Source organism: Streptomyces malaysiensis subsp. samsunensis (genome assembly GCF_024519315.1).
In the GTDB taxonomy this organism is placed as follows: Bacteria; Actinomycetota; Actinomycetes; order Streptomycetales; family Streptomycetaceae; genus Streptomyces; species Streptomyces malaysiensis.
The window spans coordinates 25917-41711 of the sequence record NZ_JANIIC010000044.1 but is presented as its reverse complement, the minus strand read 5'-3'; the positions used below and the strand labels follow the sequence as shown (position 1 = coordinate 41711).

The 15795-nt window shown below is 73.0% G+C and carries 7 protein-coding genes; 4 read left to right on the top strand and 3 right to left on the bottom strand.

Annotated elements, in window-relative coordinates:
- The first annotated feature begins 82 nt into the window (after window positions 1–82).
- The gene (gene moeZ / locus NQU54_RS31320) at window positions 83–1261 is read left to right on the top strand and encodes an adenylyltransferase/sulfurtransferase MoeZ (protein ID WP_069864271.1); all 1179 of its coding nucleotides are present in this window, start codon (window positions 83–85) and stop codon (window positions 1259–1261) included.
- 98 nt (window positions 1262–1359) lie between these two features.
- On the opposite strand, the gene NQU54_RS31315 is transcribed toward moeZ, so the two are convergent.
- The 3 genes from NQU54_RS31315 to NQU54_RS31305 all read right to left on the bottom strand — a co-directional run bounded on the left by NQU54_RS31315 (window position 1360) and on the right by NQU54_RS31305 (window position 7548).
- Entirely contained in the window at window positions 1360–2964 is a 1605-nt protein-coding gene (locus NQU54_RS31315; protein WP_257633967.1) for an alpha/beta hydrolase, read from the bottom strand.
- A gap of 111 nt (window positions 2965–3075) precedes the next feature.
- Window positions 3076–4584 (bottom strand): alpha/beta hydrolase, encoded by a 1509-nt coding sequence (locus tag NQU54_RS31310; RefSeq protein WP_257633966.1) that lies wholly within the window; start codon window positions 4582–4584, stop codon window positions 3076–3078.
- 207 nt (window positions 4585–4791) lie between these two features.
- Window positions 4792–7548, bottom strand: a complete 2757-nt coding sequence (locus NQU54_RS31305) for a lysylphosphatidylglycerol synthase transmembrane domain-containing protein (RefSeq protein WP_257633965.1) — start codon at window positions 7546–7548, stop codon at window positions 4792–4794.
- A 222-nt stretch (window positions 7549–7770) separates the two neighbouring features.
- Here NQU54_RS31305 and NQU54_RS31300 point away from each other — a divergent pair, with 222 nt between their 5' ends.
- The 3 genes from NQU54_RS31300 (at window position 7771) to NQU54_RS31290 (ending at window position 15780) form a co-directional block, all read left to right on the top strand.
- Window positions 7771–8175 carry an MGMT family protein gene (locus NQU54_RS31300; protein ID WP_306279249.1) on the top strand — a complete coding sequence of 135 codons (405 nt, stop codon included), beginning with the start codon at window positions 7771–7773 and terminating at the stop codon, window positions 8173–8175.
- A gap of 412 nt (window positions 8176–8587) precedes the next feature.
- Entirely contained in the window at window positions 8588–11806 is a 3219-nt protein-coding gene (locus NQU54_RS31295) for an ATP-dependent helicase (protein ID WP_306279253.1), read from the top strand.
- 206 nt (window positions 11807–12012) lie between these two features.
- Entirely contained in the window at window positions 12013–15780 is a 3768-nt protein-coding gene (locus tag NQU54_RS31290; protein WP_257633963.1) for an ATP-dependent helicase, read from the top strand.
- The last annotated feature ends 15 nt before the right edge of the window (window positions 15781–15795 follow it).

Sequence of the window (15795 nt, the reverse complement as noted above, 5' to 3'; positions counted from 1 at the left end):
GGGGCGTGGCAGTGTTACGAGAAGAAAACCTCCCCGCTCACGCGGGGGTGAACCGTCTGCTCCCTCCCCTTACGGAGTCCCTGTGTCGCTGCCACCCCTGGTCGAGCCGGCTCCCGAGCTCACCGTCGACGAGGTCCGAAGGTACTCGCGCCATCTGATCATCCCCGATGTCGGGATGGACGGGCAGAAGCGGCTGAAGAACGCCAAGGTGCTCTGTGTGGGCGCGGGCGGCCTCGGCTCCCCGGCCCTGATGTACCTCGCCGCGGCCGGCGTGGGCACTCTCGGCATCGTGGAGTTCGACGAGGTCGACGAGTCCAACTTGCAGCGCCAGATCATCCACAGCCAGGCGGACATCGGCCGTCCCAAGGCGGAGTCCGCGCGGGATTCGGTGCTCGGCATCAACCCGTACGTCAATGTCGTGCTGCACGAGGGCCGCCTCGAGGCGGACAACGTGATGGAGATCTTCTCCCAGTACGACCTGATCGTCGACGGCACCGACAACTTCGCCACCCGCTATCTGGTCAACGACGCGTGCGTGCTGCTGAACAAGCCGTACGTCTGGGGTTCGATCTACCGCTTCGACGGCCAGGCGTCGGTCTTCTGGTCCGAGCACGGCCCCTGCTACCGCTGCCTGTACCCGGAGCCCCCGCCGCCCGGCATGGTCCCGTCCTGCGCCGAGGGTGGCGTGCTGGGCGTGCTGTGCGCCTCCATCGGCTCCATCCAGGTCACCGAGGCCATCAAGGTGCTCACCGGCACCGGGGACCCGCTGGTCGGCCGTCTGATGATCTACGACGCCCTGGAGATGACCTACCGCCAGGTCAAGGTCCGCAAGGACCCGAACTGCGCGGTCTGCGGTCCGAACCCGACCGTCACCGAGCTGATCGACTACGAGGCGTTCTGCGGTGTGGTGTCGGAGGAGGCCCAGGAGGCGGCGGCCGGTTCGACGATCACTCCCAAGCAGCTCAAGGAGTGGATCGACGACGGCGAGAACATCGACATCATCGATGTCCGCGAGCCGAACGAGTACGAGATCGTCTCGATCCCCGGCGCCCGGCTGATCCCGAAGAACGAGTTCCTGATGGGCGGCGCCCTCCAGGACCTTCCGCAGGACAAGAAGATCGTCTTGCATTGCAAGACGGGTGTCCGGTCGGCGGAAGTCCTGGCCGTCCTGAAGTCCGCGGGCTTCGCCGACGCCGTCCATGTGGGCGGTGGCGTGCTCGGCTGGGTCAACCAGATCGAGCCCGACAAGCCGGTCTACTGATCTCCTGACGCATCGCGCACAAGGGGGCCGGATCGCCGCGCCGACGGCGATCCGGCCCCCTTGTGCCTGCCGTAAGGGCCGTAAGGGCCGTAAGGGCTTCACCCGCAGGTCGTACCGCTCGCGGGCACCTTTCCGTCCAGCAGATAGGCGTTCACGGCCTTGGTCATGCAGGCGTTGCCGCTGTTGTACGCGCCATGGCCCTGCCCCTTGTAGGTGACCTCGACGCCCACGCCCTTGCCCAGCTCCTGGACCATCTTCCGGGCCCCCTCGTACGGCGTGGCCGGGTCGCCGGTGTTGCCGACCACGAGGATCGGCGCCGAGCCCTCGGCGCTGACATCCGGGGTGTCCGTGGTGCCGTCCACCGGCCAGCCGGTGCAGCCGAGCATGCCCCAGGCCAGATACTCGCCGAAGACCGGTGACGCTTTGCGGAACCGCGGCAGCTGGGCCTTCACATCGGTCACGGTGTAACGCTGCCTGTCGTCCACGCAGTTGATGGCGGCATTGGCGGCGTTGATGTTGCTGTAGTGGCCGTCCTCGTCGCGGCCGGACATCGAATCGGCCATCGCGAGCAACATATTGCCCTCCTCGAGCTGCATGGCCTCCTGGAGCCCGAGCGTCAGGTACTTCCAGCTCTCCTTGTCGTAGAGCGCTGCGGCGATACCGCCCAGCGCCGCGTCCTGGGTGAGTTTCCGGCCGCTCTCGGTGGACAGCGGCTTCTTGTCGAGCTTCTTCAGGAGGGCGACGATCCGGTCGGTGCCCGCCGCCGGGTCGTCACCGGTCGGACAGGCGGAACCCTTCTTGGCGCAGTCCTTCAGATAGTTGTCGAGCGCCAGCTGGAACCCCTTCGCCTGGCCGTAGGAGCCCCGCTCGGGGTCCTCGGTGGGGTCGACCACGGCGTCCAGGACCGCGCGGCCCACGTTCTTCGGATACAGATGGGCGTAGACGCCGCCGAGTTCGGTGCCGTAGGAGATGCCGAAGTACGACAGCTTGTCGTCGCCGAGCACCTGCCGCATGAGGTCCATGTCACGCGCGGCGCTCACGGTGTCCACATGGGCGAGCACCTTGCCCGAACGCTTCTCGCAGCCCTTGATGAACTCCCGGGCGTCCGCCATCGCGGCCTTGACCTCGGCGTCGTCGTCCGGAGTGCCGTCGATGGAGTCCGAGGCGTCGATCTCCTTGTCGCTCTGGCAGGTCACCCCGGCGCTCTCCCCGACCCCGCGCGGGTCGAAGCTCACCAGGTCATAGCGGGAGCGCAAGGTGTCATAGGCGTCGGCGAAACCGGGCAGCGAGGAGACACCGGAGCCGCCGGGTCCGCCGAAGTTGAAGATGAGCGAGCCGATGCGCTTGCCCGGCCCGTCGGCCTTGGCGCGGATCATGGCCAGATCGATCGTCTCGCCCTTGGGCTTCGAGTAGTCCAGCGGGGCCTCGAGAGTGGCGCACTCCCACTGGCTTCCGGGTTTCTCACCGGTGCCCTGGATCGCGGTCGGGGCGGAGCAGGACGACCAGTCCAGCTTCTGCCCGGTGAGCGAGGTCGGCAGGCCGGAGCCGGAGGGCGCGGCCGGGGCCGACGCCGTGGGCCCGGACGACGCCTTGCCCTGTTCGTTTCCCCCGTCGTCGTTGCAGCCCGCGACGGTGATGAGGGTGACCATGGCGGTCACGGAGACCAGCGCCCTGGTCCGTATGGTGCGTGTGGAACTCGGCATATCCGGAGATCCTATGAGGAGGCGGGGACAGAATCGCCTGTGATCCTTCTCAAAGCCGTCACGATTCGTGCGGCCGGCCGGGGCGCGGCGGGGCCGGGCACGGGCCCGGACCTAGGTGCAGACCTTGCCCTTCGGCGGCACCTTCCCCCGGAGCAGATAGGCGTTGACGGTGTTTCGGACGCATGCGTTGCCGCTGTCGTACGCCCCATGGCCCTCGCCCTTGTAGGTGAGCTCCACCCCGACCCCGGGGCCCAGCTCCTTCGCCATCCGCCCCGCGCCCTCGTACGGGGTGGCCGGGTCACCGATGTTGCCGACGATCAGGATCGGGGCCGAGCCCTTGGCGCTGACGTCGGGTGTGGTCCAGGCGCCGCGGACCGGCCAGTCGGTGCACTGGGTCAGGCCCCACGCCATCATGTCGCCGAAGACGGGGGAGACCTTACGGAAGGTGGGCAGCTTCCGCTCGATGTCCGCGACCGTATAGCGCTGTTTGAAGTCGGCGCAGGTGATGGCGGCGAGGGCGGACTGGAGGGTGCTGTAGCGGCCGTCCGGGCCGCGTCCGTTCATCGCGTCGCCCAGGGCCAGCAGGATTCTGCCGTCGCCCTGCTGGGCGGCGGCGATCCCCTGGGTGAGGTACTGCCAGTAGTCCCGGGAGTACAGGGACTGCGCGATGCCGCCGTCGGCCAGGGACTCGGTCAGCTTCCGGCCGCCGTAGCCGCGCACCGGATGGCCGTCGAGCCGCTTCAGCAGCGAGCGGATCCGGTTCTGGGTGGGACAGCTGTAGACGGCGCTGCCCCTGCATGCCTTCATATAGTCGTCGAGGGCGCGCTGGAACCCCTTGGCCTGGCCGAGCGCGCCCTGCTCGGGTGTCTGCATGGGGTCCACGACCCCGTCGAAGAGGGCGCGGCCCACGTTCTTCGGATACAGATGGGCGTAGACGCCGCCGAGTTCGGTGCCGTAGGAGACGCCGAAGTAGTGCATCTTCTGGTCGCCGAGGACGCGCCGCATGAGGTCCATGTCACGGGCCGCGTTGGTGGTGCCGACGTACGGCAGGATCGTGCCGGAGTTCTTCTCGCATCCGGCGGCGTAGGTCTTGACCCGGCGGACCAGGCTCTTCACCTCGGCTTTGTCGTCCGGGGAGGAGTCGGCGGCGTAGTAGGCGTCGAGCTGCCGGTCCCCGAGGCAGCGCACCCCGCTGCTGCGGCCGACCCCGCGCGGGTCGAAGCTGACCAGGTCGTAGCGGGTGCGCAGTTGCTTGTAGCTGTTGGCGAGGGCCGGGAGGGTGGCCACGCCGGAGCCGCCGGGTCCGCCGAAGTTGAAGATGAGCGAGCCGATGCGCTTGCCCGGCCCGGTGGCCTTGGCGCGGATCATGGCGATGCCGATGGTCCGGCCGTGCGGTTTGCGGTAGTCCAGCGGCGCCTGGAGCGTCGCGCACTCCCACTCCCGGCCCGGGGCCTTGGTGGCGCCCGCGTCCTGGCTCGAGGAGGGGGCGGGGCAGGCGGACCAGTCCAGCTTCTGATGGGCCGAGGTGTCCGGCCGTCCGCCGTCGCCACCGCATCCGGCGGCCAGGGCGGCCAGCAGCAGGGCGGCGGACAGCGCGCCGATGCGCAGAGGTCGGGACACGGCGACTCTCCCGTGGGTGGGGGTACCGCCATCGTGAGGGCCACGGGCGCCCCGCGCGCGCACAGCGGGGGCGTACGGGTGAGGGGGTGCCCCGGGAGCCGGTGTCCGCGGGAGGGCTCCAGCGGGGCCGTCACGGCCCTTGCGGCGCCTCTTCGAGGGCGATGCCCCTTTGACCGGGAGCCCCATGGCGCTTTTCGCGGGCGGGCCCTACAACGCCGCTTTGCGGGTGAGGTGGGTGAAGGCCACCCAGCCGGGCAGCACCGGCAGCCAGAAGACCATCAGCCGGAAGAGCAGCACCGCGGGCGCCGCGGTCTCGTACGGCAGCCCGGCGAAGGTCAGACCCGCGATCAGGGCGGCCTCGACCGCGCCCACACCGCCGGGGGTGGGCGCCGCGGACCCCAGGGCGTTGCCCGCGAGGAAGACGACGGCGATGCTCGCGTAGCTCAGCTCACCGCCGAACGCCCGGATCGCGGAGTCCAGGCACATCACGTTGGCGGCCGTCAGCAGCAGGGCGCCGCCGATGCCGGTGAGCAGCTTCTTGGGGCGCTGGAGCACATCCAGCATGCGCGGGACGACGCCCGCGAACAGCGACCGCACCCGGGTGGACACGAACTTCCGCAGGACGGGGATGGCCGTCACCACCAGCACCAGGACGGCGGCCGTCAGCAGTCCGGCGATCACGGTCCGGGACGGCGAGAGCGCCGGGGTGCGCTCGGTGCCGGTGATGTAGCCGAAGGTCAGCAGGAGCACGATATGGCTGGCGAGCCCGAACAGCTGGGAGGCGCCCACGCTGGCCACCGCGAGCCCCGGCCGCACCCCCGCGCGCTGGAGGAAGCGGGCGTTGAGGGCCACGCCGCCGACCGCCGCGGGGGCCACCAGCTTCACGAACGAGGCGGCGACCTGCGCCAGCACCGCCCGTCCCAGGGGCACCTTCTCCGGGACGAAGCCGAGCAGGCTCAGCGCCGCCGCCAGATAGGTGAGCGCGGAGAAGACGAGCGCGAAGATGACCCAGATCCAGTTGGCCTCGCCGACCAGGGCGCCCAGCTTGAGATGGGTGAACTGGGACAGCAGGAAGTACGCGGCGAAGGCGCCCGCGCAGAAACTGACCAGAGTGCGTGGCTTGATGCGCTCCAGCCGCTCGGGCTGTATCGGCGCCTGCGGCCTCACCAGCAGCACCTGCTGCCGGATCTGGGAGAGCAGATCCTCCTCGCGGGCGTCCTCCAGGGCCTCCTCGATGGCGCGCTTCTCCGCCTGCTTCTCGGCCTTGGTGGTCTTACGGTCGCTCGCGGCCGTCTCCGCGGCCCCGGCCTCCAGGGCCTCCTTCGCCTCGGCCTCCTTGGCCTTCTTGGCGGCGTGTGACGCCTCCAGGACGGCCTCCCGCTGGCGCTGGGCGCGCTCGCGCGCGAGCTGGCGCAGGGTCGCGCGGGTGCCCCGGCCGAGCGCCAGGGGCTGGAGCAGCGGAAGGCTGCCGGCGACCGCGTCCGGGCCGAGGACCTCCACCGCGGCGGCCACGGAGCGCTCGGCGCCCACGCGCAGCCCCAGGGTGGTGAGCAGCTGTGCCACGTCCATCCGCAGTACCACGTCACCGGCCGCGATCTCGCCGCCGCGCAGATCGGTCAGCACGACCGTGCCGTTGCGGTCGACCAGCAGGGCGTCGCTGTCCAGCCGCCGGTGGGCGATGCGCCGCGACTGGAGCGCCTGCACCTGGTTCCAGGCCCCGGCCAGCAGCTCGTCGGTGATCGCCTCGTCGGGCAGGGCGTGCAGCGGGCGGCCGCCCACATGCTCGTAGACCAGCATCACGGCGTCCGGGCCCAGCTCGGAGGTGGCGATCAGCTTGGGCGCGTTGGCCCCGGCCGCGATGGCCGCGTAGGCGAGCAGCGCCTCCTGCTCCAGGGCCTGGCGCAGCGACTGGAAGCTGCGGGGCGGGGTGATCGTCCGCAGGGTCAGCCGCTGCCAGACGCCGTAGAAGAAGCCCCGGGCCTGCTGCTCCCGGTCGACCACGGTGACGTCCAGGGGCGGGCCGTCCTCCAGGGTGACCAGATAGCGGCGGCCCCGGTCGCTGTGGCCGCCGTGCTCGTCCTCGGGCTCCTCGGCGCGCATGGCGCTGACCGGGTTGAAGCCGACGCGGCGCAGCCCGGCGAGCAGGTGCTGGCCGGTGGGGCGCACATTGGGGGAGCCGACGGCGTAGAGCGTGCCGTAGGCCACCGCCCAGCCGATCAGCACCGTAAGGATGATCGAGAACGGTGTGGTGTAGCCGCCCACGAGCACCGCGAAGGCGTCGAGCAGCAGCACGCACCACATGGCCACCCGCCAGCGCGGGCGCCGGGCCATGCCGACGGCCGTCATATAGGCGATGACGGGGGCGAGATAGCCGTGCACGGGGTCGCTGAAGGTGCCGCCGGGCGCGGGCTGGGTGAGCGCCTCGCGGATCGAGCCGGGGGCGCTGTCGGCGACCCAGAGGTCCATGGCGAGGGAGACCCCATGGGCCAGCACCGCGGCCAGGACGCCGTCGGCGATCCGCAGCCCGTCCCGTTTGATCAGCCGCTCGAAGGCGAAGGCCACCGGCAGGACGAGGACGGCCACCCCGGCCGTGAGCCCCGCGAAGTCGATCAGCAGCGGGGGCGCCTGGTCGGCGCCGTGCCCGATGTCCTTCTCCAGACCCGCCGTGGTGCCGTGGGCGAAGGCCGCGATGGCCAGCACGACGGCCATGCCGAGGATCCCGAGCAGCATCCGCAGCAGATCGGAGGGGCGGTGGACGCGGGCGGGCAGCAGCGGCTCGTCCCCGGAGACCCGGTCCACATGGCCCTCCGGTCCGTCCGGCCCGCAGTCATCCCCTACGTCCGGCGCTTCGTGGCGGCCACCGGACGGTGCCGTGGAGTGCGGCAACGCCTTCGGGGTGCGGGCCTCCTCCTCCGGAGGCTGCGCACCCTGCTGCTTCGCCGTCTCTTCTTGATCTCGTATCACCAGTCACCGCCCGGAAGATGGTGGCATGCCCGGGCTGCGGAGGGGGGCATCAGGGTGCATTTCGGGGACGTGAACCCCGAATGGTACGCCGTGCTGAGGATTCCCGCACAATGCGTGATCGAACCGCGACCCGGCCCGGAACGGACCCGCCGCCGGCGCTCGGTGGGGCGCCCGGCGGGGCGCTTGGCGCGGGTGTCGGCGGGGTGCGGCAGGATGGGGCGGATGAGCCGGGAGAGCAGGGAGAACAGGGAGCCCGACCACGACGGGGATGGGGACGGGGACGGCGCCGGCGGGCTGCCCGAGTACGCCGAGCGGGTGCTGGAGGTGGCCGAGCTGATCCCCTCCGGCCGCGTGATGACCTACGGGGACGTCGCCGAATGGCTGGAGGAGGGCGGCCCGCGCCAGGTGGGGCGGGCGATGGCGCTCTACGGGGGCGCCGTGCCGTGGTGGCGGGTGGTGCGCGCGGACGGTGTGCTGCTGCCCGGCCATGAGCTGCGGGCCCTGGACCACTACCGCGAGGAGGGCACCCCGCTGCGCGAGGCGCCGCGGTCGGCCGAGGGCCATGTGCCGCGGATCGACATGGCCAAGGCGCGGTGGGACGGGGGCGGGGAGGACCACGGGCGGTAGCGGGACCCCGGCCGGTGGCGTGGCGGGGCCGCGGCGGCCGTGCCGGGGGACGGTGGCGGATGCGCGGCCGGACCGGGGTGCACGGTGCCGGGGCGCGATGGGCGCGGGGCGATACGGGGGTGTGTGGCCGTGCCGAGGCGCGGTGGGCGGGGGGCGGTACGTGGGTGTGGCGGGCCCGCGGCCCGACCGGTATGCGACGGGCCCGCGACCGTAACGGTGCGCGGGCCCATGGACGTACCGGCGGTATCCACAGCCATACGGGTGATGCCCCGCATCGCATGAGAGGCTGTCCCGCACCCAGCCAACCCACCAGGACCGGCGATCCAACGTGAGCTCCTCCCCCTCGTCCCTTCCGCGGCAGCGGCAGGCGCGGCAGCCGTCCTCACGGCAGCCGACCCAGGGCGTCTACCGCCTGCTCCGTCATCGGCCGGAGCCAGGTGCTCTTCCTGTCCTGGACGCACGGCAGCGCGCTGTGGTTGAGCACCGGGGCGGACCTTTGCTGGTGCTCGCCGGGCCCGGCACGGGCAAGACGACGACGCTCGTGGAGGCGGTGGCCCGCCGGGTGCGCGAGGGCGCGGACCCCGAGCGGCTCCTGGTGCTCACCTTCAGCCGTAAGGCGGCCGTCGAACTGCGCGACCGCATGGCCGCGCGCCTGGGCGGCGCGAGCGCCCCGCAGGCCACGACGTTCCACTCCTACTGCTACGCCCTGGTCCGCGCCCACCAGGACGTCGATCTGTTCGCCGATCCGCTGCGGCTGCTCTCCGGACCGGAGCAGGACGTCGTCGTCAGGGAGCTGCTCGCCGGTCAGGCAGAGCTGGCGAGCGAGGGCCGGACGTTCGTCCGCTGGCCCGACGATCTGCGCGCCTGCCTGACCACCCGGGGCTTCGCCGACGAGGTGCGTGCGGTGCTCGCCCGCAGCCGGGAGCTGGGCCTGGGCCCACGGTCGCTGGGGGAGTTCGCCCGGCGCACCGGGCGCCCCGACTGGGCCGCCGCGGCCGGCTTCCTCGCCGAGTACCTGGACGTCCTGGACGCCCAGGGGGTGCTGGACTACGCGGAGCTGGTGCACCGCGCGGTGCTGCTCGCCGGGCGGCCGGAGGTCGCGGCCGAGCTGGCGGGGCGGTACGACGCCGTCTTCGTCGACGAGTACCAGGACACCGACGTGGCCCAGGCCCGGCTGCTGCGGGCGGTCGCGGGCGGCGGCCGGACCCTGCTCGCCTTCGGCGACCCCGATCAGTCCATCTACGCTTTCCGCGGCGCCGACTTGGGCGGCATCCTCCGCTTCCGCGAGGACTTCCCGCAGGCGGACGGCCGGCCCGCCGGCATGGAGGTGCTCACCGTCTCCCGCCGCTCGGGGGCCGCCCTGCTCGCGGCCACCCGGCGGATCGCCGGCCGGATGCCGCTCACCCGGCTGCCCGCGCGAGCCGTAAGGGCGCATCGGGAGCTGGCGGCCGCCCGCGACGGCGGCCGCGTCGAGGCGTACACATACCCCACCGCGGGCGCCGAGCTGGACAATGTGGCCGACATCCTGCGCCGCGCCCATCTGGAGGACGGGGTGCCTTGGCGTGAGATGGCCGTCCTGGTGCGCGCCGGGGGGCGCTCGATCCCGGGTGTGCGCCGGGCGCTCACCTCGGCCGGAGTCCCCGTCGAGGTGGACGGCGATGACATCCCGCTGCGCCATGAACCCGCCGTGGCCCCCCTGCTGACGGCGCTGCGGGCCGCCGCCACGGCCGCGCTGCCGGACAGCGGCGGGCTGTCCGCGGCCCTCGGCGTCGAGACCGCCCTGACCCTGCTCGCCTCGCCCCTCGGCGGTATGGACGCCGCCGATCTGCGCCGCCTGGGCCGCGCGCTGCGCGAGGAGGAGCGGTCCGCGGGACGTGCGGTGCCGCGCCCCTCCGACGTCCTGCTCGCCGAGGCGCTCGCCGAGCCCGAGCGGCTGGCCGTCCACGACCCGGCATACGCACGCGGCGCCCAGAACCTCGGGCTGCTGCTGCGCACGGCCCGGGAGGAGCTGGCGCGGGGGGGCACCGCGGAACAGGCGCTGTGGCAGCTGTGGGACGGCACCCCCTGGCCCGGCCGTCTGGAGCGGACCGCCCAGCGCGGCGGCACCGCCGGGCGCAACGCGGACCGTGACCTGGACGCGGTGTGCGCGCTGTTCGAGACCGCGGCCCGCGCGGAGGAGCGCACCGGCGGTCGTGGCGCCCTCAACTTCCTGGAGGAGATCGACGCCCAGGACATAGCGGCCGACACCCTCTCCCGCCGGATGGTCCGCCCCGACGCCGTACGGCTGATGACCGCCCACCGCTCCAAGGGGCTCGAATGGGCGCTGGTGGTCGTCGCGGGGGTGCAGGAGGGGCTGTGGCCCGATCTGCGGCGGCGCGGCTCGCTCCTGGAGGCCGACCGGATCGGCCGGGACGGGCTGGCCGAGCCGCTGCCGCCGGGCGCGCTGCTGGCCGAGGAGCGGCGGCTGTTCTATGTGGCGGCGACGCGCGCCAAGGAGCGGCTCGTGGTCACCGCCGTCAAGGCTGCCTCGGAGGACGGGGACCAGCCCTCCCGCTTCCTCACCGAACTGGGTGTCCCGCCCACCGACGTCACCCAGCGCCCGCGCCGCCCGCTGTCCGTCGCCGCGCTCGTCGCCGAGTTGCGTGCCACCACCGTCGACCCGGACGCCTCGGAGGCGCTGCGCGACGCCGCCGCGCGGCGGCTGGCCCGGCTCGCGGCGCTGCGCGACGAGGAGGGCCGCCCACTGGTTCCGGCCGCCCACCCCTACCGCTGGTGGGGGCTGTACGAGCCGACACACAGCGAGGCCCCGCTGCGCGACCGGGACCGGCCCGTGGCGCTGTCCGGCAGCGCGCTCGACCAGCTCGTCAACACCTGCTCGCTCCAGTGGTTCCTGGGGCGCGAGGTGAAGGCGGACGCGCCCTCGACGGCCGCCCAGGGCTTCGGCAACGTGGTGCACGTCCTGGCCGACGAGGTCGCCTCCGGCCGCACCCCGGCCGATCTCGCCGTCCTCATGGAGCGCCTGGACTCCGTATGGGACGCGCTGGCCTTCGACGCCCCCTGGAAGTCACGGCAGGAGAAGGAGCAGGCACGGGCGGCCCTGGAGCGCTTTCTGCACTGGCATGTGATGGAGCGGGGCGGCCGCACCCCGGTCGCCACCGAGCACCCCTTCGACGTCACGCTCGAAGCCGACGCCTATAAGGTGCGCATCCGCGGCAGTATGGACCGCGTCGAGACGGATGAGGACGGGCGCGCCTACGTGGTCGACTTCAAGACCGGCAAACAGGCCGTGACCCGCGGCGATGTCGAGCACCACCCCCAGCTGGCGGTCTATCAGCTGGCGGTGCGCGAGGGCGCCGTGGACGACCTGTTCGACGGCGGGCGCCCCGAGCCGGGCGGCGCGGAGCTCGTCCAGCTGCGGCAGGGCGCCGCCAAGAAGGACGGCGGCGACGACGTCCCCAAGGTCCAGGCCCAGGAGCCGCCGGACGGGGAGTGGGTGGGGCAGCTGCTCGCCACCGCGGCCGGGCGCGTCCTGGAGGAGCGGTTCACCCCGAGCACGGGCGACCACTGCGAGCGCTGCGCCTTCCGCGGCGCGTGCAGCGCCCGCGCGGAGGGGCGCCATGTGGTCGACTGACGCGATCGCGTACGCCGCCGGGGCCCGGCGGCGTACGGCTGACGCCTTCGCGTATCGGGCCGGGGCCCGTATGGCTGATGCCCCGGTGCACCAGGTCGAGGCCCGGCGGTGTCCGGCCGATGGCTTTGTGTATCAGGCCGGGATCCCGGGGCGGCCGTTGACCGGGGTGGCGGGGCATGTCGGTGGGCACCGATAGCCTCACTGGAGTGTCAGCCCGCATCACCGATCCCGAGGAGCTCAAGGAACTCCTCGGGATCCCGTTCACCCCGGAGCAGATGGCGTGCATCACCGCACGGCCCGCCCCGCAGGTGATCGTCGCCGGGGCGGGCTCCGGCAAGACCACGGTGATGGCCGCCCGCGTGGTCTGGCTGGTCGGCACCGGGCAGGTCGCGCCCGACCGGGTGCTCGGCCTCACCTTCACCAACAAGGCCGCCGGAGAGTTGGCGGAGCGCGTCCGTAAGGCCCTCGTCACGGCGGGCATCGTGGACCCCGACCCGGATCCGGGCGCCACCCAGGAGGCCGCGGGCGAGCCCGCCATCTCCACTTACCACGCCTTCGCCGGACAGCTGCTCAAGGACCACGGGCTGCGCGTCGGCCTCGAGCCGAGCGCCCGGCTGCTCGCCGACGCCACCCGCTTCCAGCTCGCCGCGCGCGTCCTGCGCTCCGCCCCCGGCCCGTATCCGGCGCTCATCCGCCCCTTCTCCGACCTGGTCACCGATCTGCTCGCGCTCGACGCCGAACTCGCCGAGCACATCGTCCCCGTGGGGCGGCTGCGCGCCTACGACACCGAGCTGCTGCGGACGCTGGAGGGGACGCGGCTCACCAACGAGGCGCTGCGCAAGGTGCCCGAGGCCGCCCGCGCCCGCCAGGAGCTGCTGGGCCTGGTCGAGGCGTACCGCGAGGAGAAGCGTCGCCGCGATCTGCTCGACTTCGGCGACCAGATCGCCCATGCGGCCACCCTGGCCCTCGACCACCCGGAGGTCGGCCGGATCCTGCGCGAGCAGTTCGCGGTCGTCCTGCTCGACGAGTACCAGGACACCTCCGTCGCCCAGCGGCTGCTGCTGTCCGGTCTCTTCGGCGGCGGCACCGGACACCCCGTCACCGCCGTGGGCGACCCCTGCCAGGCCATCTACGGCTGGCGCGGCGCCTCCGTGGCCAACCTGGACGACTTCCCCGAGCACTTCCGGCACGCCGACGACAGCCCGGCGCGGCGCTTCGCGCTCAGCGAGAACCGGCGCAGCGGCGGCCGCCTCCTGGACCTCGCCAATGGGCTGGCCGCCCCGCTGCGGGCGATGCACGAGGGCGTCGAGGCGCTGCGCCCCGCGCCCGGCGCCGAGCGGGACGGAGCGGTGCGCTGTGCGCTGCTGCCCACCCACGCCGAGGAGCTGGCCTGGCTCGCCGACTCCATCGCCCACCTGGTGCGCACCGGCACCCCGCCCGGTGAGATCGCGGTCCTGTGCCGTACGGCGGGTGACTTCGCGCAGATCCAGGGCGCCCTGGTGGAACGGGACGTTCCGGTGGAGGTGGTGGGCCTGTCGGGGCTGCTGCATCTGCCGGAGGTCGCCGATCTGGTGGCCGTCTGCGAGGTCCTCCATGACCCGGGGGCCAACGCCGCGCTGGTCCGTCTGCTCACCGGGCCGCGCTGGCGGATCGGCCCCCGCGACCTCGCGCTGCTCGGCCGCCGCGCCCGCATGCTGGTCTCCCACGGCGGGCCGGACGGGGCGGAGGACGATCCCGACCGACGGCTCGCCGAGGCCGTGGAGGGCACCGACCCCTCCGAGGTGATCTCCCTCGCCGACGCACTCGACACCTTCCTGGAGGCGGGCGGCGGCCCGGACGACGGGCTGCCCTTCTCCGCCGAGGCACGGGTCCGGTTCGCCCGCCTCGCGGCCGAACTCCGCGAACTGCGCCGCTCGCTGGCCGATCCGCTGATGGACGTCCTCCACCGGGTCCTGGCCACCACGGGCCTCGAGGTCGAACTCTCCGCCTCACCACACGCCCTGGCCGCGCGCCGCCGCGAGACGCTCGGCAACTTCCTGGACGTCGCGGCCGCCTTCGCGGGCCGGGAGGGCGGCGCGGCCGTGGACGGCGAGGCCACCCTCCAGGGCTTCCTCGGCTTTCTGCGCACCGCCGCGCAGTACGAGAAGGGGCTCGACAACGCCCTCCCCGGCGGCGAGAACACGGTCAAGGTGCTCACCGCCCACAAGTCCAAGGGGCTGGAGTGGGACGTGGTGGCGGTGCCGGGTCTGGTCGCCAAGCAGTTCCCGAGCGAGCAGTCCCGCGAGTCCTGGACGGCGAACGCGAAGGTCCTGCCCCATGAGCTGCGCGGGGACGCGCGAACCCTCCCGGACGTCACCGCCTGGGACAGCAAGGGGATCGCGGCCTTCAAGGACGCCATGAAGGGGCATCAGCGGACCGAGGAGCTGCGGCTGGGCTATGTGACCTTCACTCGGCCGCGCTCGCTGCTGCTGGGCTCGGGCCACTGGTGGGGCCCCACCCAGAAGCGGCCGCGCGGGCCGTCGGCCTTCCTGGACGCGCTGCGCGAGCACTGCGAGGCGGGGTACGGCGAGATCGAGGCATGGGCCGAGCCACCGGAGGAGGGCGCGGAGAACCCGGCCCTGCGGGAGTCGGCGGCCGACCGGGCCTGGCCGCTTCCGCTGGACCCGGCCGCGCTGGGCCACCGGCGTCGCGCCGCCGATGTGGTGTTGGCCCACCTGGCGCGCATCGAGACGGTGGGGGAGGGGCCGACGGCGCGTGACGAGGGGCGGCCCCCGGCTGATGAGGACCCGTTCCCGATGCCCGTGGACGACTTGGAGCCGCCGGAGGAGCGCGAACCCCCGGAGGACCCCGAGGGCCTGGAGGACCTGGAGGACCTGGAGGGCCTGGAGGGCCTGGAGGGCCTGGAGGCGGAGGACCCGGAGTGGTCCGAGCCTCCGGAGCATCCTTACGAGGGCCCTTACGTAGACGCGGACGAGGGGCCGTACGGGGAAGGCGAGGCGGCCGAGGACCCGTACGACCCATATGAGGACGTGGGCGAGGGCCCGTACGGCGACGCGCCGCGACCCGATCCTCACGGCGCACCGGACCCCGGTGTGCCGGATATCACGTGGGAGCCGGACGAGGGCGAGATGGCGCCCGAGGAGGCCCGGCTGGTCGGCTCCTGGGACCGCGATCTGGACGCGCTCGCGGGGGAGCTGCGCCGGGCCCGCGAGACCGTGCACGAGGTGCTTCTGCCGGGGACGCTCACCGCCTCCCAACTGCTGCGCATCGCCGCCGATCCGGACGGCTTCGCGCGGGAGCTGGCCCGCCCCATGCCCAGGCCGCCGCGCCCCGCCGCACGGCGGGGCACCCGTTTCCACGCCTGGGTCGAATCGCGCTTCGAGGCGCTGCCGCTGCCCTTCCTCGGCCCGGACGAGCTGCCGGGCGGCGAGGACGGCGAGGCGGAGATCGCCGACGAGCGGGATCTGGCCGCGCTCAAGGAGGCGTTCGCCCGCACGCCGTACGCCCGCCGCACCCCTTACCGCGTGGAGGTGCCGGTCCAGCTGACCCTGGCGGGACGCATAATCCGCGGCCGGATCGACGCGGTGTACCGCGAGCCGGGAACGGGCCCCGACGGCGGCCCCCGCTACGAGATCGTCGACTGGAAGACCGGCCGTTCCCGGGACGCCGACCCGCTCCAGCTGGCCATCTACCGCCTCGCCTGGGCCGAACAGCACGGGCTGCCCCTGTCTGCCGTCACGGCGGCGTTCGTGTACGTGCGCAGCGGTGAGGTGGTCCGCCCCGCCGGGCTGCCCGGACGGGCCGGTCTCGAGCGCATCCTGCTCGGCGAGAACGGCGACGAGCCGGAGAACGCAGAGGGAGACGGCATTGGAGACGGAACCGGAACCGGAGACGGGGTCGGCGTCGGTGACGCGGACGCGACCGGAAATGACCATATCGACGTCGGAACCGTCACCGAGAGCGAGCGCACATGAGCACCCCGGAGGCCC

What these genes read in the sequence shown, in the direction of transcription:
- NQU54_RS31315 (WP_257633967.1), bottom strand. Translation starts at nt 2,964, where the DNA reads ATGCCGAGTTCCACACGCACCATACGGACCAGGGCGCTGGTCTCCGTG.
- NQU54_RS31300 (WP_306279249.1), top strand. Translation starts at nt 7,771, where the DNA reads ATGAGCCGGGAGAGCAGGGAGAACAGGGAGCCCGACCACGACGGGGAT.